Annotated in this window: 14 protein-coding genes and 1 tRNA gene; 10 read left to right on the top strand and 5 right to left on the bottom strand. The window is 32.7% G+C overall.

What is annotated here, in order from left to right; translation table 11 throughout:
* Positions 1 to 382: 382 nt before the first annotated feature.
* Together V7P59_RS03710 and V7P59_RS03705 are read right to left on the bottom strand one after the other, a co-directional pair.
* Positions 383 to 937 carry an endonuclease III domain-containing protein gene (locus tag V7P59_RS03710; protein WP_333808821.1) on the bottom strand — a complete coding sequence of 185 codons (555 nt, stop codon included), beginning with the start codon at positions 935 to 937 and terminating at the stop codon, positions 383 to 385.
* Between the two features lie 73 nt (positions 938 to 1,010).
* Positions 1,011 to 2,150, bottom strand: coding sequence for an acyl-CoA dehydrogenase (locus V7P59_RS03705; RefSeq protein ID WP_333808820.1), 1,140 nt, complete (start codon positions 2,148 to 2,150; stop codon positions 1,011 to 1,013).
* 96 nt (positions 2,151 to 2,246) lie between these two features.
* Between V7P59_RS03705 and V7P59_RS03700 the strand changes: the two genes are divergently transcribed.
* From V7P59_RS03700 to V7P59_RS03665, 8 genes are all read left to right on the top strand, one after another.
* Entirely contained in the window at positions 2,247 to 3,308 is a 1,062-nt protein-coding gene (locus V7P59_RS03700) for an anhydro-N-acetylmuramic acid kinase (protein ID WP_333808819.1), read from the top strand.
* Between the two features lie 88 nt (positions 3,309 to 3,396).
* Positions 3,397 to 4,623, top strand: coding sequence for a Glu/Leu/Phe/Val dehydrogenase dimerization domain-containing protein (locus V7P59_RS03695; protein WP_333808818.1), 1,227 nt, complete (start codon positions 3,397 to 3,399; stop codon positions 4,621 to 4,623).
* 10 nt (positions 4,624 to 4,633) lie between these two features.
* Positions 4,634 to 5,998 (top strand): sodium:proton antiporter NhaD, encoded by a 1,365-nt coding sequence (gene nhaD / locus V7P59_RS03690; RefSeq protein WP_333808817.1) that lies wholly within the window; start codon positions 4,634 to 4,636, stop codon positions 5,996 to 5,998.
* Positions 5,999 to 6,043: 45 nt separating this feature from the next.
* Positions 6,044 to 6,748, top strand: a complete 705-nt coding sequence (locus V7P59_RS03685; protein ID WP_333808816.1) for a MotA/TolQ/ExbB proton channel family protein — start codon at positions 6,044 to 6,046, stop codon at positions 6,746 to 6,748.
* On the top strand, positions 6,748 to 7,143 hold the full coding sequence (locus tag V7P59_RS03680) for an ExbD/TolR family protein (RefSeq protein ID WP_333808815.1): 396 nt from the start codon (positions 6,748 to 6,750) through the stop codon (positions 7,141 to 7,143). The genes V7P59_RS03685 and V7P59_RS03680 overlap by 1 nt, the downstream gene beginning before the upstream one ends.
* Before the next feature lie 7 nt (positions 7,144 to 7,150).
* A complete protein-coding gene (locus V7P59_RS03675) occupies positions 7,151 to 7,957 on the top strand; it encodes an energy transducer TonB (protein ID WP_333808814.1) in 807 nt (268 codons plus the stop codon).
* Between the two features lie 128 nt (positions 7,958 to 8,085).
* Positions 8,086 to 9,300 carry a bifunctional folylpolyglutamate synthase/dihydrofolate synthase gene (locus tag V7P59_RS03670; RefSeq protein ID WP_333808813.1) on the top strand — a complete coding sequence of 405 codons (1,215 nt, stop codon included), beginning with the start codon at positions 8,086 to 8,088 and terminating at the stop codon, positions 9,298 to 9,300.
* Positions 9,301 to 9,382: 82 nt separating this feature from the next.
* A tRNA-Val gene (locus tag V7P59_RS03665) sits at positions 9,383 to 9,457 on the top strand.
* Positions 9,458 to 9,566: 109 nt separating this feature from the next.
* Here the strand turns inward: V7P59_RS03665 and V7P59_RS03660 are convergent.
* Positions 9,567 to 12,818, bottom strand: coding sequence for a reprolysin-like metallopeptidase (locus V7P59_RS03660; RefSeq protein WP_333808812.1), 3,252 nt, complete (start codon positions 12,816 to 12,818; stop codon positions 9,567 to 9,569).
* Between the two features lie 736 nt (positions 12,819 to 13,554).
* Between V7P59_RS03660 and V7P59_RS03655 the strand changes: the two genes are divergently transcribed.
* A complete protein-coding gene (locus tag V7P59_RS03655) occupies positions 13,555 to 16,827 on the top strand; it encodes a T9SS type A sorting domain-containing protein (protein ID WP_333808811.1) in 3,273 nt (1,090 codons plus the stop codon).
* A gap of 49 nt (positions 16,828 to 16,876) precedes the next feature.
* Here V7P59_RS03655 and V7P59_RS03650 read toward each other — a convergent pair whose 3' ends face one another.
* Both V7P59_RS03650 and gldJ read right to left on the bottom strand, forming a co-directional pair.
* Entirely contained in the window at positions 16,877 to 18,163 is a 1,287-nt protein-coding gene (locus V7P59_RS03650) for a UDP-N-acetylmuramoyl-tripeptide--D-alanyl-D-alanine ligase (RefSeq protein ID WP_333808810.1), read from the bottom strand.
* 82 nt (positions 18,164 to 18,245) lie between these two features.
* Positions 18,246 to 19,937 (bottom strand): gliding motility lipoprotein GldJ, encoded by a 1,692-nt coding sequence (gene gldJ, locus V7P59_RS03645; RefSeq protein ID WP_333808809.1) that lies wholly within the window; start codon positions 19,935 to 19,937, stop codon positions 18,246 to 18,248.
* A gap of 211 nt (positions 19,938 to 20,148) precedes the next feature.
* On the opposite strand from gldJ, the gene porU reads away from it, so the two are divergent.
* Complete coding sequence (gene porU, locus V7P59_RS03640; protein ID WP_333808808.1) at positions 20,149 to 24,021, top strand: type IX secretion system sortase PorU; 3,873 nt, start codon at positions 20,149 to 20,151, stop codon at positions 24,019 to 24,021.
* The last annotated feature ends 19 nt before the right edge of the window (positions 24,022 to 24,040 follow it).

The following is a 24,040-nucleotide window of genomic DNA, read 5'->3' as shown; positions in this document are numbered from 1 at the left end:
ATAGTCCTCGAGTCTTTTGAAAACCCTTCATCTAACGATGAGGGGTTTTTTGTTATGTGTAATTTTTAGAAAAAATGAATTAAAGGTATCGAACAGAGAAGTTAATCCCGAAGCTTCGGGACGACTACGCAGATGGTACTGCAGTTATGTGGGAGAGTATGTCGCCGCCTTTAGCTTTGCTCAGTCGGACATAGTCCTCGAGTCTTTTGAAAACCCTTCATCTAACGATGAGGGGTTTTTTGTTACCAATATATCGTCCCGATGAGACTCTAAATATGAATCACCTTATTAAGGTGGTTTTTTATTGGTTTAAATTTCTAAAATAGTTACAATGTATATTTATCGGACAATCTTTGCATTTTGGATTTGTTGGTCTGCAAATTTATCTACCTAAAAATGATAATGCCATACCTATTTCATTCCAAATTTCATAAGGAAGTTGTTGCATTAATTGCTTTTCAATTCTATTTCCATCTTCATATTTGGGTGTTAAACCAATTCTTGGTGCAACTCTGATAACATGTAAATCCACTATTATTCCTTCTGTTTTTTGATTCATTTCTCTTAATATTACATTAGCAGATTTTCTTCCAATACCTTTTAAAGCGATTAAATCCGTTAAGTTTGTTGGAATATTGCTATTAGTTTTTAATAATTGAGCTAAATCAAATATCCAATTTGTCTTTGTTTGATAATTTCTAACTTTTATAAGATATGGAGTAATTTCGTCAATACTTGAATTTGAAACACTTTCCAGATTAGGATATTTTTCAAAAAGCGGAATTGCAATATTATTGATATTCGCATCAGAATCTTGAGCAGATAAAATTACCATTATCAATAATTGATAGGTATTATTATAGTTTAGAGGATGCTTTCTTCCTTTATATTTGTTAATTAATGGTTCTAGATTTTCTTTCCAATTTTCAAATAGCATTTTTATTTTAAAGGTAATAAAAAAAGGAGTTCAACTTAATGGTTGAACTCCTTCTGTAAATTATTTATTTAGATTATTTTACTAAACCTCTTGAAATAACAATTCTTTGGATTTCTGAAGTTCCTTCATAAATCTGAGTGATTTTAGCATCACGCATCATTCGTTCTACGTGATATTCGCTTACGTAACCATTTCCGCCGTGAATTTGTACCGCTTCATTAGCTACTTCTAAAGCAATTTCTGAAGCATATAATTTAGCCATAGCACCAGAATGTGCAATGTCTTCACCGTTATCTTTTTCAGTTGCAGCTTTGTGAATTAACAATCTAGCACATGTAATTTTAACATGCATATCCGCTAATTTGAAAGCAATTGCTTGATGATTGAAAATTGGTTTTCCAAAAGCTACACGCTCTTGAGAATATTTTAATGCTAATTCATAAGCACCTTGCGCTATACCTAATGCTTGAGATGCAATTCCGATTCTTCCTCCGTTTAATGTTGACATTGCGAAAGCAAAACCAAATCCGTCAGCACCAATTCTGTTTTCTTTTGGAACTTTTACATCGTTAAATAATAAAGTATGAGTATCAGAACCACGGATTCCCATTTTCTTTTCTTTTGGTCCAACTTCAAAACCTGGCATTCCTTTTTCCACTATAAGAACGTTGATTCCTTTGTGGCCCTTAGAAGCATCTGTTTGAGCAATTACTAAATAAGTAGAAGCGGTTCCACCATTCGTAATCCAGTTTTTTGTTCCGTTAACTAAATAATGGTCGCCCATATCGATAGCAGTTGTTCTTTGTGAAGTAGCATCTGAACCTGCTTCAGGTTCTGATAAACAGAAAGCTCCGATTTTTTCTCCTTTAGCAAGTGGAGTTAAGTATTTTATTTTTTGTTCCTCTGAACCATATTTTTCTAAACCAGCACATACTAATGAGTTGTTTACCGACATGATAACTGCCGCAGAAGCATCCACTTTTGCAATTTCTTCCATTGCTAAAACATAAGATAAACTATCTAATCCTGCTCCTCCATATTTTGGATCAACCATCATTCCCATGAAACCTAGCTCAGCCATTTTCTTAACTTGCTCTGTAGGGAAGATAGAATGTTCGTCTCTTTCAATAACTCCAGGTAATAATTCTGTTTGAGCAAAATCTCTAGCAGCTTGCTGAATCATTAAATGCTCTTCGGTTAATTTAAAATCCATATTATTTAGATGTAATGTTTGATTATTTTGTAATTTCAGGAACCAAATGTAAAGATTAATTACCAAATTTTCAATAACAATTTGTAATTTTAACCCATGTTTAAAGAAAACTACAACGTTATCGGAGTTATGTCGGGCACATCGTTAGATGGAGTTGATTTGGCTTTCATAAAATTCAATAATTCAGATGGTTGGGCATTTAAAATTTTGCAATCTGAAACTGTTTCTTATTCTGAAGAATGGCTCAACAAATTGAAAAGTGCGATTCATTTTAGTACATCAGAATTAGAAAAATTAAATATTTCATACACAAAACTATTAGCTTCAATAATTTCTGATTTTATTTCCAAACATAATCTTACTGAAATCGATGCTGTCTGTAGTCATGGTCATACTATTTTACACCAACCTCAGAACGGATTTACGCTTCAAATTGGGAATCTTCCCATAATTCGCGATTTGGTGAAACAAACAATTGTTTGCGATTTTAGAGTACAAGATGTGCAATTAGGTGGTCAAGGTGCTCCATTGGTACCTATAGGAGATGAATTGCTTTTTTCAGAATATGATTACTGCCTGAATTTAGGCGGATTTTCTAACGTATCATTTAATGAGAATGGAAATCGAATTGCATTTGATATTTCACCTGTGAATACCGTTCTAAATTTCTATGCCAATGCATTGGGATTTCCTTATGACGATGGTGGAAAAATTGCGAAATCAGGGAATGTCAATCAAGAATTATTACATAAATTGAATGATTTGCAATTCTATGCTTTGTCATATCCAAAATCATTGGGAATGGAATTCGTAAATGCGGAAATTTTTCCTTTGATTAACTCGTATTCAATTGATGTAAAAGATAAACTTTGCACTTTTGTAGAGCATATTGCCATTCAAATTGCAAGTATTTGTTCTAAACCCAATGCAAAATTATTTATTACTGGCGGAGGAGCTTATAATTGCTATTTGATTGATAGATTACGTAATTATTTACCTACAACAGAAATTGTAATTCCAGAAGATAAAACGATTCAATTTAAGGAAGCTTTAATTTTTGGATTGTTAGGTGTTTTAAAAATACGAAATGAAATTAATGTATTAGCCTCAGTAACAGGGGCTAATAAAAATCACTCATCAGGAGTCATATTTTATTAAATGTTATAAAAAACTAAAAAATAGCGTTTAGGCTTTAGTGCTTCAACAGATTATGTATATTTGTAAAACAGAAAATTTAACCAACACAATGAAAGATTTATTAAAGAAATTTGAAAACAAAGAACCAGAAATAGTATTTAATTGGAAAGACCCTGAAACAGAAGCAGAAGGATGGACAGTAATCAACTCATTAAGAGGTGGTGCTGCTGGCGGAGGAACTCGTATGCGTAAGGGTTTAGACATGAATGAAGTGCTTTCTTTAGCAAAAACTATGGAAGTTAAGTTTTCAGTTTCAGGACCAGCAATTGGTGGTGCTAAATCGGGAATTAACTTTGACCCAAATGATCCAAGAAAAAAAGGCGTTTTAGAAAGATGGTATAAAGCGGTTTCTCCATTATTGAAAAATTACTACGGAACTGGTGGTGATTTAAATGTAGATGAAATTCACGAAGTTATCCCAATGACAGAAGATTGTGGTGTTTGGCATCCACAAGAAGGAGTTTTCAATGGTCACTTTAAACCAACAGAGGCTGATAAGATCAATAGAATTGGTCAATTACGTCAAGGAGTTATTAAAGTAATTGAAAATCCAAATTTTTCTCCAGATGTAAATAGAAAATATACAGTAGCTGATATGATTACTGGATACGGAGTTGCGGAAGCGGTTCGTCATTATTATTCTATTTATGGAGGTGATGTTAAAGGGAAGAAAGCCATCGTTCAAGGTTTTGGAAACGTAGGTTCGGCTGCTGCTTTTTATTTAGCGCAAATGGGTGCAAAAGTTATAGGAATTATCGATAGAGATGGTGGAGTTATTAACGAAAACGGATTCTCATTTGAAGAAATTAGAGATTTATTCCTTAAAAAAGATGGAAATAAATTAGTAGCGGATAATATGATTCCTTTTGCTGAAATCAATGAGAGAATTTGGTCAATAGGAGCTCAAGTTTTTGCTCCGTGTGCTGCTTCAAGATTGGTAACTAAAGAGCAAGTAGATAACATGATAGCTTCAGGTTTAGAAGTAATTTCTAGTGGTGCTAATGTTCCGTTTGCGGATAAAGAAATTTTCTTTGGACCTATTATGGAAGAAACGGATAAAAGAGTAAGCTTAATTCCAGATTTCATTGCTAATTGCGGAATGGCTCGTGTTTTTGCTTATTTCATGGAGAAAAAAGTACAAATGACAGATGAGGCAATTTTCTCTGATACTTCAAATATCATTAAAAATGCAATTCAAAAAGCACATGATTTAAATGCTGATAAAAAGAATATTAGTGCTACTGCTTTTGAAATTGCTCTAAAACAACTTGTTTAAAATTATATAAATGGAAATAGTAATTATTGCAATCTTTATCTTAGGATATTTAGGGATTGCATTTGAACATAGTGTCAAAGTTGATAAGTTAATTCCTGCATTAGGAATGATGGCAATATTGTGGGCGCTAATTGCGGTTAATCACATGGAGGTTTTTGAAATTATTCCAGGAATAGGAAAAGAAAGTCATCATGTGGAAGGTGTTTTGTTACACCACTTAGGGAAAACAGCTGAAATTTTGTTTTTCTTAATGGGAGCTATGACAATTGTGGAAATTATTGATTATTTTGATGGTTTTTCAACAATTAAAACATTCATTAAAACAAAGAGTAAAATTAAACTATTGTGGCTATTTACCACATTGGCTTTTGTTTTATCTGCAATTATTGATAACTTAACAGCTACGATTGTTCTAATTACGATTTTACAAAAAATTATCAAGGATAAAGAAATTCGTCTTTGGTTTGCTGGATTAATAGTTATTGCTGCAAATGCTGGTGGGGCATGGTCTCCAATAGGTGACGTAACCACAACAATGCTTTGGATAGCAAACAAGGTTACGCCAGCATCTTTGATAGAGCATGTTTTATTGCCATCTATTGCTTGTTATGCAATTCCTGCCTTAATAGCTTCAAGAATGAAAATTTTTAAAGGTTACATAGATAGTGAAATAAGTGCTGAACCTCTAAAATCGAAACATGGAGCAACTATGTTTTATTTAGGTTTAGGCGGAATTTTATTTGTTCCTATATTCAAAACTCTAACACATTTACCTCCTTATGTTGGTATGATGCTTTCATTGGCAATAGTTTCTGCTGTTGCAGAGTTTTTGAGTAACCAGCAATTTACAATAGCAGAAGCAACGTCAGGACATGGGGTTAATGAACCACAACATAGCCCTGTTCATAAATCGTTATCTAAAATTGAAATGCCTAGTATTTTATTTTTCTTAGGGATTTTAATGGCAGTAGCAGCTTTAGAGTCCTTAGGGATGTTATACGAATTTGCAGGTGTTTTAGAAAAAGGAGTTCCATTTTTAGGAACAGAACATGGTTCAACCACACTTTCAGATTTAGTAGTATTGTTGCTAGGAGCGGGTTCAGCAGTTATTGATAATGTGCCTTTAGTGGCAGCAAGTATTGGAATGTTTTCAATGGCATTAGATGCTCCAGAATGGCATTTTATTGCCTACTCAGCTGGTACAGGGGGAAGTATATTAGTAATTGGTTCTGCAGCTGGAGTAGTTGCAATGGGTATGGAAAAAATTGATTTCTTTTGGTATCTAAAAAAAATAGGTGGATTGGCTCTAATTGGTTTCTTGTCAGGAAGTGCAATCTTCATTATTTTAAGAGATTTTTTATTAAATGCACATTAAGCAATATTTAAAATTTATATACGTTTTAATACAAAATAATAGTTTATGAGTTTATTTCTTCAAGCCGATAGTTTAGCTGTTGCCAATCAAGTAGCAACCGAAGCCCAACCAACCGAGCAAACGTTATCTATATGGAGTTTATTAACCAGTGGAGGAATTGGTGGACAAATCATCATGATTGTTTTGTTTATGTTGCTGTTTTTTGCCCTTTTTTTGTATTTTGAAAGATTAATGGCAATCAATAAAGCGTCTAAAATAGATGCTAGTTTTATGAATAATATTAAGATGAATATTATGTCAGGTAAGATTGATGCAGCCAAAATGTTATGTGCACAAACTAATTCTCCTGTGGCTCGCTTAATCGAAAAAGGAATTTCACGCATTGGTAAACCTTTAGAAGATATTAATACTGCAATTGAAAATGCAGGGAATTTAGAATTGTATAAATTAGAGAAAAACACAAGTATGTTAGCTACCATTTCTGGAGCTGGCCCTATGGTAGGTTTCCTTGGAACGGTTCTTGGTATGATTCTTGCTTTTCATAAAATGGCTAGTGGTGGAGGTCAAATTGAAGTTGGTGCTTTAGCTGAAGGAATTTACACTGCTATGACTACCACAGTGGTAGGGTTAGTTGTTGGTATTATTGCTTATGTTGGATATAATCACTTGGTTGTTAAAACAAATAAAGTGGTAAACCAAATGGAAGCTAATGCAGTTGATTTCTTAGATTTATTAAATGAGCCAGTATAATGAAGTTAGGAAAAACAAGAAATAAAGTTTCTACAGAATTCAATATGTCCTCAATGACGGATATTGTATTCTTGTTACTTATCTTTTTCATGCTAACTTCTACTATGGTTACTACTAATGCATTGGATTTAGTACTGCCAAAAGCGAAAGGTAAAACAGATAGTAATAAGAGTACTTCTGTTAGTATTGATAAAGATTTGAACTTTTTTATCGATAAAGATAAAGTCAATGAAAATGATTTAGAAAAGCAATTGTTAGCTTTAATGGCAACTTCTGATAATAAAGCAATTGTGTTGCGAGCTGAGAAATCAGTTCCTCATGAAAAAGTAGTTAAAGTTATGGAAATTGCCTATCGAAATCAAATAAAAATGGTTATTGCGGTTAATCCTAAATAATTACAAAATGAAATTTTTAGAAACTCCAGAAGAAAAAAAATCATTCACAATAACATCGGTTATTTTTGTGATCCTTTTTCTGTTGTTCACTATTTTTGGTTTAACCTATATGGATCCGCCACCTGAAAACGGGATTGCTGTTAATTTTGGAACAAGTGATACTGGAAGTGGAGAAATTCAACCAACAGAGCAAGTAAAAACGTCGCCAGACCAAGCACAGTCTAAACCTGTACCTGCAGTGGAAGATGATGTGTTAACACAAGATGAAGAAGCACCGGTTACTTTGCCAAAAAAAGAGGTGAAAAAACCAGTAGTTAAGCCTGCAGAAATAAAACCCGTTACAAAACCAACTGAGACTAAGCCTACGCAACCTACTAACAGTGCTTTAAATAGTATTTTGAAAGGTCCAAAACAAGAGGGAACTTCTCAGTCAGGGCATGGAGATGATGCTGATGGAGGCGATAAAGGTAATCCTAATGGAAGTTTATATGCTAATAGTTTTTACGGAAGCGGTTCTGGTGATGGAATAGGAACTGGGAAAGGCACCGGTTGGGGATTAGCTGGAAGAAAATTAGCAGGGAATAGTAAAAAAATTCAAGATTGTAATGAATCGGGTAAAGTGGTAGTTAAAATTTGGGTAAACCGTCAAGGAAATGTAATAAAAGCAGAACGTACTCAAGGAACTACTAATACTAATCCGTGTTTAGTAAATCCAGCATTGGAAACAGCAAAAACTTTCAAATGGCAACCCGATGCTAATGCTCCCGAAACACAAATAGGTTTTGTGGTAGTGAATTTTCAAGTGGGAGAATAATCAAGAATACTAAAAGTTTGCTTTTTAACCCCGATAGTAATGAAAATCCAATGCGCTAGCATTGATTGTAATGAATAGCGGGAATAGGGATTACAAGAATGCCCGAGCCATTCGTTTCAAATAGTAAAATGAATTATAAAGAAACTACAGATTGGATGTTTAGTCGGTTACCTATGTTTCAAATGCAAGGTGCATCGGCGTATAAAAAAGATTTGACTAACACTCATTTACTAGTGTCACATCTCAATCATCCCGAAACAAAGTTTAAATCTATTCATGTAGCTGGAACGAATGGGAAAGGTTCTACATCGTCAATGATTGCTTCAATACTTCAAGAAGCAGGATATAAGGTTGGACTTTATACTTCGCCTCATTTAAAAGATTTTCGAGAACGAATTAGAATCAATGGCGAAATGATTTCGGAAGATTTTGTTGTTGATTTTATAGCACAAAACAAACCTTTTTTTGAGGCCAATCAGTTAAGTTTTTTTGAAATGACGGTTGGTTTAGCCTTTGATTATTTTGCCAAAGCGCAGGTTGATGTAGCAGTAATTGAAGTTGGGATGGGTGGAAGATTAGATTCTACCAATGTAATTATGCCTTTAGTTTCAGTAATTACCAACATTGGTTTTGATCATACGCAATTCTTAGGAGATACTTTGTCTAAAATTGCTAGTGAAAAAGCCGGAATTATCAAATCGAATATTCCAGTAGTCATAGGTGAATATTTAGAAGAAACAAAACCTATTTTTAGTGCTAAAGCGAATATTGAACAGGCACCTATTTATTTTGCTCAAGACAATCCTGAAGTTACATATGAATGTGCTTTGTTAGGTGATTATCAAGTTCACAATAAAAAAACAGTGTTACAAACCATCAAATTACTACAATCTGAATTTAAGATTGATGAAATGCACATTGAATTAGGATTTAAAAACGTAATTCAGAATACAGGATTGCTAGGTAGATGGCAAATTTTAAAACATAAACCTTTTACGGTTTGTGATACAGCCCATAACAGTCACGGATTGAAAATAGTATTGAATCAAATTCAAAAACATCATTTTGATGCACTTCATATAGTTTTAGGTGTGGTAAATGATAAAGATTTAGATTCGATTTTGCCTTTATTTCCAAAAAAAGCGAAATATTATTTTTGTAAACCTAATGTTCCTCGCGGATTAAATGCAGAAATTTTGAAAGAGAGAGCTAATGATTTTGGATTAATTGGAAAAGCATTTGATTCGGTATCAGAAGCTTACGAAATGGCTATGCAATCAGCTAAAGAATTGGACTTTATTTACATTGGCGGAAGTACTTTTGTAGTGGCAGAAATTGTGTAATTTTTTTAAAAAAATACTTGCAATTATAAATATTCAGTGTATATTTGCACTCGCAATACGGTAATAGTAAAGCGCTTTATTGGGGCAATTAGCTCAGCTGGTTCAGAGCACCTCGTTTACACCGAGGGGGTCAGGGGTTCGAATCCCTTATTGCCCACATATTCAAATCCTACAGTAATGTAGGATTTTTTTATTTCATTTATAAAAAAATAAGCTGTTCATGAGAACAGCTTATCTAAATTTAATTAAGATGTAGTGGGGATTTTTTATTCTTTGATGAAACGTTTTGTGCCTACTGAATTTCCATTTGTGATTTCAATAATGTAAATAGCCGGCATTAATGTTCCTACATTAACGGAGTTGTTTTCGATATATCCGTTTGCTATTTGTTGTCCCATTTGGTTGTAAATTCTATATGAAGAAGTGTTTTCTATTTCTGTCAAGTAGACTATGTCATTTTTAACTGGATTTGGATATAGTTTAAAATCAAGCTTTGTGACTTCAGGTTTTGGGTTGTTTTCTACATTAGTTGTAAAATCATTATTATCTTTTGCAATTAATGAGGTAATGTTAATAGTGTAATCTTCAACTTCTCCAGCAGAAAATATTTCACACGCTGTTGGAAAGGCATTGTATTTCATTGAAATTCTCATTCTAGTTGTACCTGTTAGTGCAGTTGAAGGAATTTCTATAATTCCACTTACAGTGGCAGTTTTCGCTTTCGATTTTGTAAATACTAATTCTGTTGATTCAAAAGTTCCATTTTTATTAAAATCAATCCAAACATTATATGATTCGGCTCTTGAAGTTCCAATCCAAGCAGGTGTAATTGTAAGTGTGGTTGATGTGCCTGTTGATAAGTTTGTTGAAAGCGCAGTGTAATTTCCATATCCATTGTTGTTTCCAGAGGTATTGTTAATTGTGCCCACTTGAACTTTATTTATATATTCTTTCGTTGTAGCACCCATAGAATTACAATATTCTGTAGTTGCAGCTAAAGTAATTGCTAATGTTGTTGTACTTACAATATTACTTGAATTTGAAGTATTTCCGGCAGCATCTTTTGCTTTTATATAGAAATTATAAGTTGTTGATGCCGATAAACCATTTACAACTATAGATGTAGTGGTAGTCGTTGTTCTTAAAATTCCATTTTGATATACTTCATAACCTGTTACTCCTATATTGTCTGTAGCTGAAGTCCAAGATAAATTAGTACTTGAAGTAGTAGTTCCTGAAACAGAAAGTATTGAAGCAGTTGGAGCCGATGTATCAGCTAAGGCAAGAGTCGTTGTACTTACAATATTACTTGAATTTGAAGTGTTTCCAGCAGCATCTTTTGCTTTTATATAAAAATTATAAGTTGTTGATGCCGATAAACCATTTACAACTATAGATGTAGTGGTAGTCGTTGTTCTTAAAATTCCATTTTGATATACTTCATAACCCGTAACTCCTATATTATCTGTAGCTAAAGTCCAAGATAAATTAGTGCTTGAAGTAGTAGTTCCTGAAACAGAAAGTATTGAAGTAGTTGGAGCCGATGTATCAGCTGTTATTAATCCTGTAATGGTAAAGTTCACATTGTTAACGTCAAAAAAGATGTGATTACTTCCTTTTACCATAATTCTGTTGGTTGTTCCTGGGATATTTGGTATTGTAATATTTTGTGAGCCATCGTTAGGAGTTCCTGAAAGTAAAACAATAGGAAATGTTTTTCCTCCATCGGTAGATAATAAGATATCTACATTAGCACAATTTACACTATTTGCATTTGTACCAGCTACACTCCAATTTACAACTTGTGTACTTCCTACTGCGTAAGATGTAGCTGTGTTTTGAGTGTCAACAGTAAATGGGCCACAAGCTCCATCTACGGTTACAATCATATCATCTGTATTATTTGCTCCACCACCAATTCTGTTATCTCTTACTGTTAATCTAAAATTTAGAGTTCTTGAAACACTTGGTAATGCTTCTGAGATAATTTCTCTACCTGCTGTAGTCGTTGCTCCTGTTAAAATAGAATTCATAGAAGGAAAATATCTTACAGGTGAAATTGATGGAGAAAAAGATCTAAAAAGAGGCCCTGATGTTGCTGTTGAATTTGGTACAGAAGTAGTTGAAGTTCCTAAATCCATTTCTTCCCAGCAATAGGTTAATACATCTGAAGTATTACCATCGGTAGCCGATCCAGTTAACATAAAAGGGGTTCCTTTAGGGATGGTAAAGTCCTTTCCAGCATTTACTACAGGAACTGAATTGCCAGTTGAAATTAAAATAGGACATGTTTTGGTTTTGATATTATCGGTAATTTGTTGGATACTAATAGCATGGAAGTATGCATCAGAATCAAATTCAATATCTTTACTAGTACGTCCAGAATAACTCATTATAGTTGAACCACTCCCAGGTTCTAATTGTGAAATTGTTCCTTCATTAGCGTGAGTAAAAGTATGATTTGCTCCTAATTGATGTCCCATTTCATGAGCCACATAATCAAGATCAAAAGTATCTCCTTGATAATTGCTTGAAGATGCACTTGTATAGGCCCTTCCTTTTGAGTTATCATTGCAAATACAACCTCTGCATCCAGCATCGCCACTATTGGTTACACCAACTCCTAATAAGTGCCCAATATCATAATTTGCTTCACCAATTACTGCTGTTAAATTTGATTGATTTTCAAGAGTCCAATTTGGATAATTAGTCATATCCGAAAAAGGATCAGTTGAAGCATTTGTATAAATAACAGCATCATTATTAGCTATAAGTATTAATTTGACTCCAAAATCTTTCTCAAAAATTCCATTGATTCTAGTCATAGTGTTATTCATTGCTGCTAAAGCTCCAGCTTTAGTACCACCAAAATAAGCAGCATATTCACCTGTACATGATAAAGCTAATCGAAAAGTTCTTAATTTGCCATCATCTGCACCTCTTAAAGTTGTATTTGTAGTTGGACCAAAAGTAATAACAGCCTTATCGATAAAATTACATTCAAATTTCTCTAAATTTTCTTCTTTGTCTGATTTTTTATAAACAGTATATATGTTAGATTGATTTGATATTGGTTCAATAAAAACGGCAGATTTATCTGGATACAATGTCATCGATTTAAAACCTAAAGGAGAAAAACTGAAATAAGCTCTTGCATATGGGTTTTCTATACCAACTGCTACGTATGATTTTATTTCTGGATATTTAGCGGCTAATTTTGGATCCATTATAGAGTTTTCATATACTTTAAATCCTTCCATTTTACCATCTTCATTTGGTAATGTAATAATTATGCTAGATGAAGTTTCGAAAATCTCTTTTTTAGGAGATTTTGCTAGCATATTTTTCATTGTATTTACATTTAATTCAAACACATTTTTTTTAGGTAAGTTGAAAGAAGGATTTGTTCTTTCAAAATTTTCTTTTAGGTTACTTTTTTTCCATAAATCATTTTTGCTTTGTGCAAATCCAAAAGTAATTGTTACTAAAAGTAGAGGAGTAGAGATTAATTTTTTCATCGTCATTTTCATTTTGTTAACTGGCTCAAAACTAAGTATTTAAAAATATTTAATCGACGAAATTAACAATAAAATCGATGAAATACACTGTTTTTGCATTGTTTGTAAGATATAAGCTAAAATTTTACAGCGATTCTTTAAGAAAATAAATAACTATTTGATAATCAGTGTTTTTAAATTTTTATTTTTCGTAGGAAAAGTATTTCTCACAAACTATAAAAAAAAGAGGGAAATAAAAAAATGAGTTTTTTGCGTTTTAATTTTAAAATAAAAATGTAGATGAACGGATTTTTTATTATTACATCTATGAAGTTATTTTCTTTACAAAAGTGTTTGTCTTTTTTATATTTTTTTAAATGTAAATCATTGATTGTTAATCGTTTGTTAAAAAGTTAAAGTTTGAAAAACAGTTCAATTTTTTTAAAATTTTTATCAAAATAAAGCTAAATTTGTTTCAATAAAATTAATTGAGGAATCTTTTAAGTTAAAATGATTTACAAGATGTATGTAATACTTAATTTGTATCCTCAAATAAATTTGATTGACGGTTCAATTGATTAATTGTATTGCAATATGCAAGAGTTTCCCCCTACAAAAATCAATTAATAATTATCTTTTCTACTTTTTTGAATTTAATTTTTTAAAATTTCAATTTATGATTGAAAATTTTCAACAATTTTTCAAAGCTCTTTCTATCTCGACTTACTAATGATATGGTATTAAAAACCGTATTATTATGAAAAAAATTATCTTATTTTATCGTGAAAATACCCGATTTTTTATTAGCTATACTCAGCATTTAAAAAGGGTGTTATTAGATGGGTACTTTGCTTCTTGTTCTCAAGAATCTAAATTCAATGTAGCAGCAAACAATAAAAATGGAATCTTTTATTTTGCATTTTTATTGTTAGCATTTAGTCAGATTTCTTCTTTTGGTCAATCTAACACAAATAATTCTCAATGGGGGAAAAATGGACCCGCCTCCGCACCAGCAAGTCCAGTTATTTGGGCAAATGGAAATGCTCAAGGAAGTAATTCGCATTTTACTGAAGGTCAATCCATCCCAACTCGAATTGAGTTAGATGGTCTAACAGCAGGTCAACCCGCATCAGTTACATTTAATATTAACATTACTCAGGGTAGTAATGGTCAGCATGCCTTTGATTTCTTTACTGGACCCAATAGAATTGAAGAAATTGTTAGCCCTTTAGATGGACTAACGGGTTATAATCCAATAAAATCAACGTTTGTATTTCCTATACCTAATGCAAGTAATACAGGGGGTGTACCTGCAGGTTATTATAATGAAACTGCTCTAAAAATGGCATGTCAGCAGAATGCTGATGCTGCTTTTCCTGACAAAAATTCTATTTGGATTTATAATGGAACCGTTTCTAACATTACTTATATATGGGGAAATGAAGATGCTAGTAGTACGCAACAGACTTATTGTACGGTGACATTTACTCCAACATCAACCAAAACTCTGTTGGTTTTAGGATGTCATATAGCTGCTGAACTTACGGTTTCATGTGAAGGATGGGGTACAGGAAATGGTGCTTCAACAATTAGTGGTTCTCCTTACCACTTTCACATTCAAAATGTGTGTTCGCCACTTAATAATTGTGTAACTTTAGGAAGTCAGGATCAACAAATGGCTTCAAGTTCAGTAATTGTTCCACCAACATGCTCAATTTTATCTTCATCTACACAAATTTGTGCTGGTAGTACAGCGACTTTTACAGCATCAGGAATTGGTGGCTCTGGAGGTGCGCCATATACTTTTGTTTGGTCAGGGCCTAATGGATTTTCAGCTACAACTGCTTCAATAACCGTAGGTATAGCTGGAACATATTCTGTAATAGTATCTGATAAAAATGGTGTTCCCACAGATAATCCTTGTACGGTTAATTTAATGGTAATTGATAATCCAACTCCTTCAGTTGATGATGAAGAAGCTTGTGTAGGAGCTACAGCGACTTTTACTACTGCATTAGTTTCGGGATATTCTTATCAATGGTATTTAAACAATGATTTGATAACTGGAGCAACTAGTAATAGTTATACTACTCCAGCTCTAACTATTAGTGATAATGGAGGCGTTTACAAAGTAGTGGTAATTGATGATAATAATAATACTGCATGTAGTGGAGAAGATTCAGGAATTTTAACGGTTAATGCTCTTCCCGCAATAATATGTCCTAATAATGCTATGGATAATTTGGTGCAATGCGGTGTAGCAGCAAGTTCTGCTCAATCTACAACTAATTCAAGTTTCAATGCTTGGTTTGGCTCTTTTGCAACTTTAAATCCAGATTTTGAAATAATTGATATTGCGTATAATTATGAGCCTGATAATGCACAACCACCTGCTGGTAATGCGCCTTTAAATCCTATATTGGGGGTTCCAGGTGTTATCGAAACATCTGTGCAAGTAACTTGGACAGTTCGAAACGCAAACGGATGTGTTTCTTCTTGTTCCGCTACATTTGCCTTGTCTTATAATTGTACTATAGGTTGTGAAAATACTATGACGCCTGTTTTATGTAATGGTGCTAGTACAGGAAGTATCACAGTTGTTGCACAAGGTGGTACTCCTCCTTATAATGTTATTTTGTATAAAGCTCCAGACGCTGATCCATACCGTTTAGCGGGTCCATTAAATACTGGAGCTATTAATGTGGTGTTTGATAATTTACCTGCGGGTTCTTATAGTTATTCTGTTACAGATGCTTCAAATGGAGACCCTTGTAATAATAATGAGCCTATACTAATAAGTGAGCCTGATGCATTGAACTGTTCGATAGAAAAAAATAGTGATGAACAATGTGCAGGTGGATTAAATGGATCTGCAACTGTTAATGTTACTGGAGGTACAGGAGAATACACCTATTTGTGGGATAACAATGAAACTACAGCTACAGCTTCAGGATTAAGCGGAGGCTTGCATTCTGTAACGATAACTGATGAAAATGGTTGTTCAACAACTTGTGAAATTACAATTTTAACCATTCCTTGTGATGATGGTCATTGTACTTATACTCAAGGATTCTATGGTAATTACAACGGTGTAGGCTGTACGCCAAATGATGGAGTCGTTAATTCTCAAGTAATGATGATTAATGCTCTAAATCAAGTGGGTGGTTTGTATAACTTTGGTAGCACAAGTACAGGGAATTATTTCCAATTAAAACTATCTGATGTAACGGGTGCTGTTAAAGCTAAAGATAATAATATTTATAAAATGTTACCCGGTGGAGGAACTCCAAGAGGATTAATAGGTTTTGCAACCTATCAACAATTTTCAACTTGGTCTGATAATGATCCTTTAACAGCTTCGGGTTCTAAAAAAGGTGCCATTAATAATAATTTACTTAGTCAAACCATGACATTGTTCTTCAATATGCAGATAGATCCTTCGTTAGCTTCTTTCGGTCTTGATTCAAGTTTTGCAACAGCTGCAACAGTTGAATGTGGTTCTAATATTCCTAATATGGAGACTATACAAGTTTTCAACATACCACAAAGTGTAATAGATTATTTAGGATTAAATGGAGGTGCTAATGTTGGTAATTTGTTTATTCTAGCTAATAAAGCACTTGGAGGTGAAAATATTTCTGGACTTTCACATTCAAATGTAAATGCTGCTGTAGATGCAATTAATAGAGGATTTGACAAATGTAGAGTTCAAGTAGGAATTCCAGTAGATGTAGCGGGAAAAGGAGTAGAGCTAAAAGAAGTAACAACAGCTACTATTACAAATTATCCCAATCCATTTAAAGATTTTATCGGATTGAATTATATGTTTGACTACGATACTAATGTGGAAATTCAAATTTTTGATGTTAAAGGTGCTTTAGTTTATGAATTTAAAGATACTAATGCATATTTTGGTAAAGAAATGAGAATCGATATCAATTTTAATCATGGAAGAGGTGAATTGTTTATTTTGAAATTAGTAACCAATAAAGAAACAATAATTAAAAAAATAATTTCTTCTAATTACTAAATCTTTTTTTTAAAAGTAAAGAGCTACTAATTAGTAGCTCTTTTTTTGTTTATATAAGTGTTAATGTTCTTTCTAACGCCATTCCTCTAGACCCTTTTATTAAAATTAAGCTATTGTTAGGAAGATTTAATTTTAAATAATCTGAAAAAGTCTCAAAGCTTTCAAAGAAGTTTAAATGTGAAGCTTGAATCTGATTTTTAAAGAAGTCTTTCCCTATGAAATAAGTAATTATTTTAGTTTCGTTTTCTAGTAATTCAATGATTTTTTTATGCTCAAGTAAGCTTTCTTCGCCCAATTCAAACATGTCACCCAGAATGGCAATTTTATTTTTGTTTTCCAGTTGAATAAAATTCCCAATAGCAGCTGTCATACTACTAGGATTAGCATTATAAGCATCGAGTATTATCTCATTCCCATTCTTTTGTATCAATTGTGAACGATTGTTTTCTGGTATGTAGTTTTCAATGGCTTCTTTAATTAAATCATCCGAAATTTTAAAATAATGACCAATAGTAATTGCGGCGTTGATATTGTTGGCATTGTAAATTCCTATTAAATGCGAGCGTATGATTTGATTATTAAACGTAATCGTAACCATGGGATTAGCTTCGATTTTTGAAATTTTTACATCAGCATGTAGATTGTTTAAAGCAAAACTATAATGATTAATAGAAGATGATTTCTCACGTTGAATATCATCATCTAGATTTACAAAAACAGTTTTTTTGTTATTTCTTAAGTAGTCATACATTTCGCTTTTCCCTTTAATAACTCCTTCAACTCCGCCAAATCCTTCCAAGTGTGCTTTGCCAAAATTTGTAATATAACCATAGTCGGGAAGTGCAATTTGACATAAGAATTCAATTTCTTTTTGATGATTGGCACCCATTTCTACAATTCCAATTTCTGTTTCATTTGTAAATCGTAAAATAGTTAGTGGAACCCCAATGTGGTTATTTAAATTGCCAATTGTTGCTAGTGTGTTATATTTTTTTGAAAGAACAGCATGAATTAATTCTTTTGTTGTTGTTTTTCCATTACTTCCTGTTAACGCAATAATTGGTAATCCTAAATAAGCTCTATGAAATTTCGCTAATTCTTGTAAAGCAATGAGTGAATCTTTAACTAAAAGGGTTCTATCGTCAATGTAAAAGTCTGGGTTATCAATAACAACATATTTTGCTCCCTTCACTAAAGCTTCTTTTGTAAAAGTATTGGCGTCAAAATTTTCTCCTTTCAGTGCTACAAACAAACAGTTGGTTTCAATTTTTCGGGTATCTGTTGAAACACCTGAGCATTTTAAAAACAGAGAATGCAATTGAGCTATTGATGTCATATAAGTGATTTTTTAAGTGGAAACGAAGATAAAAAAAAGCCCTTTCAATCGAAAGGGCTTTTTTAAGTATTTTGTATGAAAATTATTTTTTAGGATTTCCTCTAGGAGTCTTTTTATTAGACTTAGGTCCTACTTTAGACATTGCACATCTGAATCCAATGTAGTCAGTAGCCATATCTTGAGGGAAGAATCTTCTAGATGCCGGGTCTAACCAATAAGCTCTATCTCTCCATGAACCTCCTTTGTAAACTCTAACATTATCATCTACTAATGTTGTTCTCTTGTCAGAAGTGTCAAATTTTTTGTTCATTTTTCCTAAGCTATCAGCAGTTATTGAATGCTTAGGTGATTCGTACATTCTTTTTTCATCTGCATTTCCTTCCTCAGAACCTCCAAATTTGTAAAAACGAGTTGATTGTCTGTCACCATCTCTATAATTTCTGTTGTCAGAAGTTGAGAATTGAGTTCTTAAATATGTTTCATTTTCGTCAACTGGAACTTGAGCAATTTGACCAGGGAAATTTCTAGCCATAATTCTACCATTGCTTAAAGTATCATATTTAATGTTGTCAGAAGTTACTAATTCAACAACTCCATCTTCACCAATTTTGTTTTTTGTATAAACGTTACCTCTGAAGTAGTTGAAGTCATTTGCTTCATCATCAACCATTGGTCTATAAACGTCTTGTACCCATTCTGCTACGTTACCTGCCATATCGTATAATCCGAAATCATTTGGCGCATAACTTTTTACTTTATTAGTAATATCAGCTCCATCATCAGACCATCCTGCAATTCCTCCGTAGTCTCCTTTACCTTGTTTGAAGTTAGCTAATTGGTCTCCTCTGTATTGTCTTTTTGAAGAACGAGTATATTGACCACTCCAAGGGTATTTCTTTTGTCCTTTGTAAATGTTGTATTCTCTGTTTCCAACTAAAGCAGTTGCAGCATATTCCCATTCAGCTTCTGTTGGAAGTCTGTATTCTGGTAAGATTAAACCAGAACTTCTTTGAGCATATACGTTTTTAGCTGTATCAGCTGCTTGTCTTCTTCCTTTACCCATTTCTTTTTTCAATACAACTTCTTCATTACCACCAAAAGTTTTAGATGGAGTATTGATATAAGTTTCTGTACTAAATGAGTTTTCAGCAGTTACGTCAGATCCTAATTTAATTTTGTTATCTTTCTTAAGGTAACCTTCACGTTCTAAAATGTTTTCATTTACACGGTCAGTTCTCCATTTACTGAATTCAACAGCTTGAATCCAGTTAACTCCAACTACAGGATAATCTGCATAAGCAGGATGTCTTAAGTAGTTGTTAGTCATTGTTTCGTTATAACCTAAACGATTTCTCCAAACTAAAGTGTCTGGAATTGCACCATTATATATGTGCTTATAATTTTCTTCAGTTGGAGGAAAAACTGTTTTTACCCAAAATAAATATTCTGAATACATTTTATTTGTAACCTCAGTTTCATCCATAAAGAAAGACTGCACGTGTTGTTGACTTGGAGAGTTGTTCCAATCATGCATAACATCATCCTGTACTTTACCCATAGTAAAAGTACCACCTTCGATAGAAATCATCCCTGGAGGTGTTTCTTGCTGTTTAAACTTGTCGTTAAACTGGAATCCACCTTTTTTGTCATTGATTTTCCATCCTGTAGCTGTAGAACCACCTTTTGTGCTTCCTTTTTTGCTACATCCAGTAAAACCTAATGCCAGTGCTAATACTACTAACACTTTTAATGCCATAATTTTCTTAATTTTCATACTTTAGTAGGTAATAAATTTAGTGTCGCAAGATAATAATTATGAATTAAAATGCAACATGTTTTTAAAAATTTGTAAAAAAAAATTAACGTTGTGTTAAAATCCTTTCTCTTACAACGTTTTGAAGTAAGTTTTATTGTAAAAAATTAGAATAAAATAAATATTTTTTTTCTCTTTGTAATATATAGGACTTAACTACGTTTTATAGCTAATGAAAAAGACTACCTTATTTTTACTTTTATTTTGTTTTAAGTTTGCCATTGCGCAAGAAACGGAGAAAGTTTCAATTAATTGGAATTCAAATGTGGATTATAATATTGGTGAAAACACAATTAAAGTACCACAATTTGATTTAGAGTTCTATAATATTGATATTCCTCTGAAGAAAATTCAGTATAGAAAATTAGTTGCCGTTACTCCTAATACAAATCCTTCTAGTCTTATCGTTTCTAATATTTTGTACCAGAATATTTCAGAATCAGAACTATATGATTTGAATAAGTCTTTAATTCCAAATAAGTTTCAGTCATCTTTAGAAGTTGTTCGTGCGCGAGATGAATATAAAGGAATTTTAATTGTAAGTCCTATAGTTAAAGAAGGTAATGTTTATAAAAAAGTAGTTTCATTTAATTATTCTTTTCAAAATAATCAAACCAACCGATTTCAAAATCCAAATGTAGTTCAATCGATTTCTAATTCTGTTTTGGCAACTGGAAATTGGTATCGTTTTTATGTGGAAAAATCTGGAATTTATAAAATTTCTAAATCTTTCCTGCAAAGTTTGGGCTTAAACGTTAATGTTGATCCGAGAAATATTAAAATTTATGGTAATGGAGGAAGAATGTTGCCTTTAAATAACTCATTACCTTATTCGGATGATTTGGTTGAAAATGCTATTCAATTTACAGGTGAAGAAGATGGAGTTTTTGACAATAACGATTATATCTTATTTTATGCAGAAGGTGTTGACACTTGGAATGCTGAAAGTTTAACAAGTGTAAATTTATTTGCAGATAAGTCTTATTATTATGTTACATCTTCTGGTGGAGCAGGGAAACGAATTCAGTCTGCGTCAGAGCCATCGGGTACTCCAACTTTTAATTTTTCTAAGTTTGAAGATGTTATGTATTATGAAAAAGATTTAGTAAATGTTGGAAAAGTAGGTAGACGATGGTTTGGTGAGCAATTTAATGTGACCAATGAACAAACTTTCGATTTTACTATTCCTAATTTAGATACTTCTGTTCCAGTTAATGTTTACATTAATACTGCATCTAAATCTTTTGGAAATTCATCATTTGTTTGTAAGGTAAATAATCAAGATGTAGGAACTATAAATTTTCCAGCATTAGTTGCTTTTAGTGGTGTTGAAGGTTATGAATCTGCAATTAACAGAAATGTTTCTCTTTCTTCAAACGCACTAAGTGTTAAACTAACATATAACAATGGTGGGGTACCAAGTTCAAATGGGTATTTAGATTTTATTAGAATTTCTTCCAAACGAAATTTGATTGGTTATGGCAAACAGTTTTCATTTTTTAATAATGAACAATTAACGAATGTTGGAATAGGACAGTATTCTATAACCACGGCATCAAATATTTCTCAGGTTTGGGATGTAACAGATTTATCTAATGTTCTCAAATATGACAATACATCAGGAGCTACTTTTTCATTTAAAGTCAGTTTAGGAACTCAAAAAAAATATGTAGCTCTTGATTTGGCTGATACGTTTGTTCCTTTGAGAGAAGGAAATAGTGCGGTTCAAAATCAAAATATTAAAGGAACTATCTTTAACAACAATCAAGGAAATTTTCAAGACATTGATTATTTAATAATTACACCTCAGTTTTTATTAACTCAGGCTGAACGTTTAGCTGATTTTCACAGAAATAATTCCGGTTTGAGTGTTCGAGTTGTTACGTTAGATAAAATTTACCAAGAATTCTCCTCAGGAAAGCAAGATGTGGCTGCTATTCGAAATTTAATTAAATACGTGTATTGGAACGCTTCTGCTCCTGATAAAAGAGTGAAATATGTTAATCTTTTTGGTGATGCTTCTTATGACTACAAAAACAGAGTATTTAACAATACAAACATAGTTCCTATTTTTCATGGGTTTAATCCTTTAGCTTCTGATGTTAATAATATTTCGAATATGTCACTGTATTCGTCATTTATGTCAGATGACTTTTTTGGTTTAATGGATAGCGGAGAAGGACAAATGACTACTAGTTTTGATGGAATTGATGTTGCAGTGGGTAGAATGTTAGTTTCAACAATCGGGCAAGCCAAAGAAATGGTAGATAAAGTAATTGAATATCATGATGAAAAATCATATGGAAGATGGCGAAATAATTATGTTATTTATTCTGATGATGCTGATAACAATACAGACGCCCAACTTCAATTTGATTTGAATTCGATGGCTGATATTTTAGTTAATCAGCGACCATTTGTAAATGTGAAAAAAATTCATACTGATGCTTACATTCAGCAAGTGGCAGCAGGGGGTGAACGTTATCCAGAGGCGAAAAGAGATTTTCTTGATGCTTTAGAACAAGGCGCATTAGTATTTAATTATTTTGGACATGGTAATGAGGAGTTTTTAGCAAGAGAAAGGCTTTTTGAAAAGTTAGATGCTCAAAATTTAAGCAATCGTTACAGATTTCCACTATTTATCACAATAACTTGTGAGTTTACACGTTTTGATGATCCAAACCGTTTTACGGGTGGCGAATATATGTATTGGAATAAAAATGGAGGAGCTATTGCTTTAATTGCAACAACAAGACAAATTGGTGTTACAACCGGAACAACAATGAACTACAGATTTAGCCAAGATTTATATGCTTACGGTTTAAATGAGTATCCAAGTATTGCAGAAGCTTTGCGTTTAACAAAAGTAGCAACATCTTCAGATAACAGGAGAGTAGTTTCTTTTATTGGGGATCCTGCGCTTAAATTGGCTATACCACGTCCTAAAGTTGTTTTAACAAAAGTGAATGATGTTCCAGTAAATCAATCATTGCCAGTAATGCAAGCATTAAGTCTGGTTAAAATTTCAGGAGAGGTTTGGGATGAAAATGATGCTATAATTTCAAATTATAATGGTGATTTAGCAGTTCAAATTTTTGATAAAGATATCAATAGAAGAACCTTGGGTAACGATGGTGTAACAGATTCAAATGGACTTATAACAATGAATTTTGTAACGTTAGGAGAAACAGTTTTTAGAGGAAATGCATCTGTGATTAATGGTCAGTTTGAATTTAGCTTTGTTGTTCCTCAAGATATTAGAGTTCCAGTTGGAAATGGTAAAATAAGTTTTTATTCAAAACGTAATACGCCAAATTTAGATAATCAAACAGGATTTAGTAGAGCAATCCAAATAGGTGGGGTTAACGTAAATGCTCCTAGTGATACTAATCCGCCAACAGTTCGGTTGTATATGAATGATGAAGGATTTACATCAGGAGGGATTACAAACTGTTCACCTTACTTATTAGCAATTTTAAATGATGAGAACGGAATCAATACGGCAAGTGGAATTGGACATGATATTGTAGCAATTTTAGATGGAGATGAAACTAATCCGTATATTTTAAACGAGTATTATGAAACAGAAAATGACGACTATACAAGAGGAAAAGTAAGATTTCCATTTCGTAATCTGTCTCCCGGGCTTCATACAATTCTTTTTAAAGCTTGGGATGTATATAATAATTTAGTAACTGCCGAAATTCAATTTAATGCCGTTTGTTCAGATGATGGATTGCGAATAGAGAGAGTTCTGAATTATCCTAATCCATTTGTAAGTTACACCGAATTTTGGTTCAATCACAATATGCCTTTTGAGCCTTTAGATGTTCAAGTCCAAATTTTGACAGTTTCTGGAAAACTAGTAAAAACCATAAATCAACAAGTTACAACTGATGGTTTTTTATGCAGAGATATAACATGGGATGGTAGAGATGATTTTGGAGATAAGATTGGTAAAGGAGTCTATGTCTATAAGCTAAAAGTTAGATCAACTACAACAGGTAAGTCGGCAGAAAAATACGAGAAACTTGTTATCCTATAATAAAATAGTATATTTGTCC

Source organism: Flavobacterium sp., assembly GCF_036782315.1.
Lineage (GTDB): Bacteria > Bacteroidota > Bacteroidia > Flavobacteriales > Flavobacteriaceae > Flavobacterium.
Note: the sequence above shows the minus strand (reverse complement) of the source record. Positions and strands in the feature narration are given on the sequence as shown.

Bases quoted from the DNA above. Each gene is read 5' to 3' on its own strand.
- porU (WP_333808808.1), top strand. From the start codon at position 20,149: ATGAAAAAGACTACCTTATTTTTACTTTTATTTTGTTTTAAGTTTGCC.
- V7P59_RS03650 (WP_333808810.1), bottom strand. From the start codon at position 18,163: ATGACATCAATAGCTCAATTGCATTCTCTGTTTTTAAAATGCTCAGGT.
- V7P59_RS03700 (WP_333808819.1), top strand. From the start codon at position 2,247: ATGTTTAAAGAAAACTACAACGTTATCGGAGTTATGTCGGGCACATCG.
- V7P59_RS03680 (WP_333808815.1), top strand. From the start codon at position 6,748: ATGAAGTTAGGAAAAACAAGAAATAAAGTTTCTACAGAATTCAATATG.
- gldJ (WP_333808809.1), bottom strand. From the start codon at position 19,937: ATGAAAATTAAGAAAATTATGGCATTAAAAGTGTTAGTAGTATTAGCA.
- V7P59_RS03705 (WP_333808820.1), bottom strand. From the start codon at position 2,150: ATGGATTTTAAATTAACCGAAGAGCATTTAATGATTCAGCAAGCTGCT.
- V7P59_RS03655 (WP_333808811.1), top strand. From the start codon at position 13,555: ATGAAAAAAATTATCTTATTTTATCGTGAAAATACCCGATTTTTTATT.
- V7P59_RS03685 (WP_333808816.1), top strand. From the start codon at position 6,044: ATGAGTTTATTTCTTCAAGCCGATAGTTTAGCTGTTGCCAATCAAGTA.
- V7P59_RS03710 (WP_333808821.1), bottom strand. From the start codon at position 937: ATGCTATTTGAAAATTGGAAAGAAAATCTAGAACCATTAATTAACAAA.
- V7P59_RS03670 (WP_333808813.1), top strand. From the start codon at position 8,086: ATGAATTATAAAGAAACTACAGATTGGATGTTTAGTCGGTTACCTATG.
- V7P59_RS03660 (WP_333808812.1), bottom strand. From the start codon at position 12,818: ATGAAAAAATTAATCTCTACTCCTCTACTTTTAGTAACAATTACTTTT.
- V7P59_RS03695 (WP_333808818.1), top strand. From the start codon at position 3,397: ATGAAAGATTTATTAAAGAAATTTGAAAACAAAGAACCAGAAATAGTA.
- V7P59_RS03675 (WP_333808814.1), top strand. From the start codon at position 7,151: ATGAAATTTTTAGAAACTCCAGAAGAAAAAAAATCATTCACAATAACA.
- nhaD (WP_333808817.1), top strand. From the start codon at position 4,634: ATGGAAATAGTAATTATTGCAATCTTTATCTTAGGATATTTAGGGATT.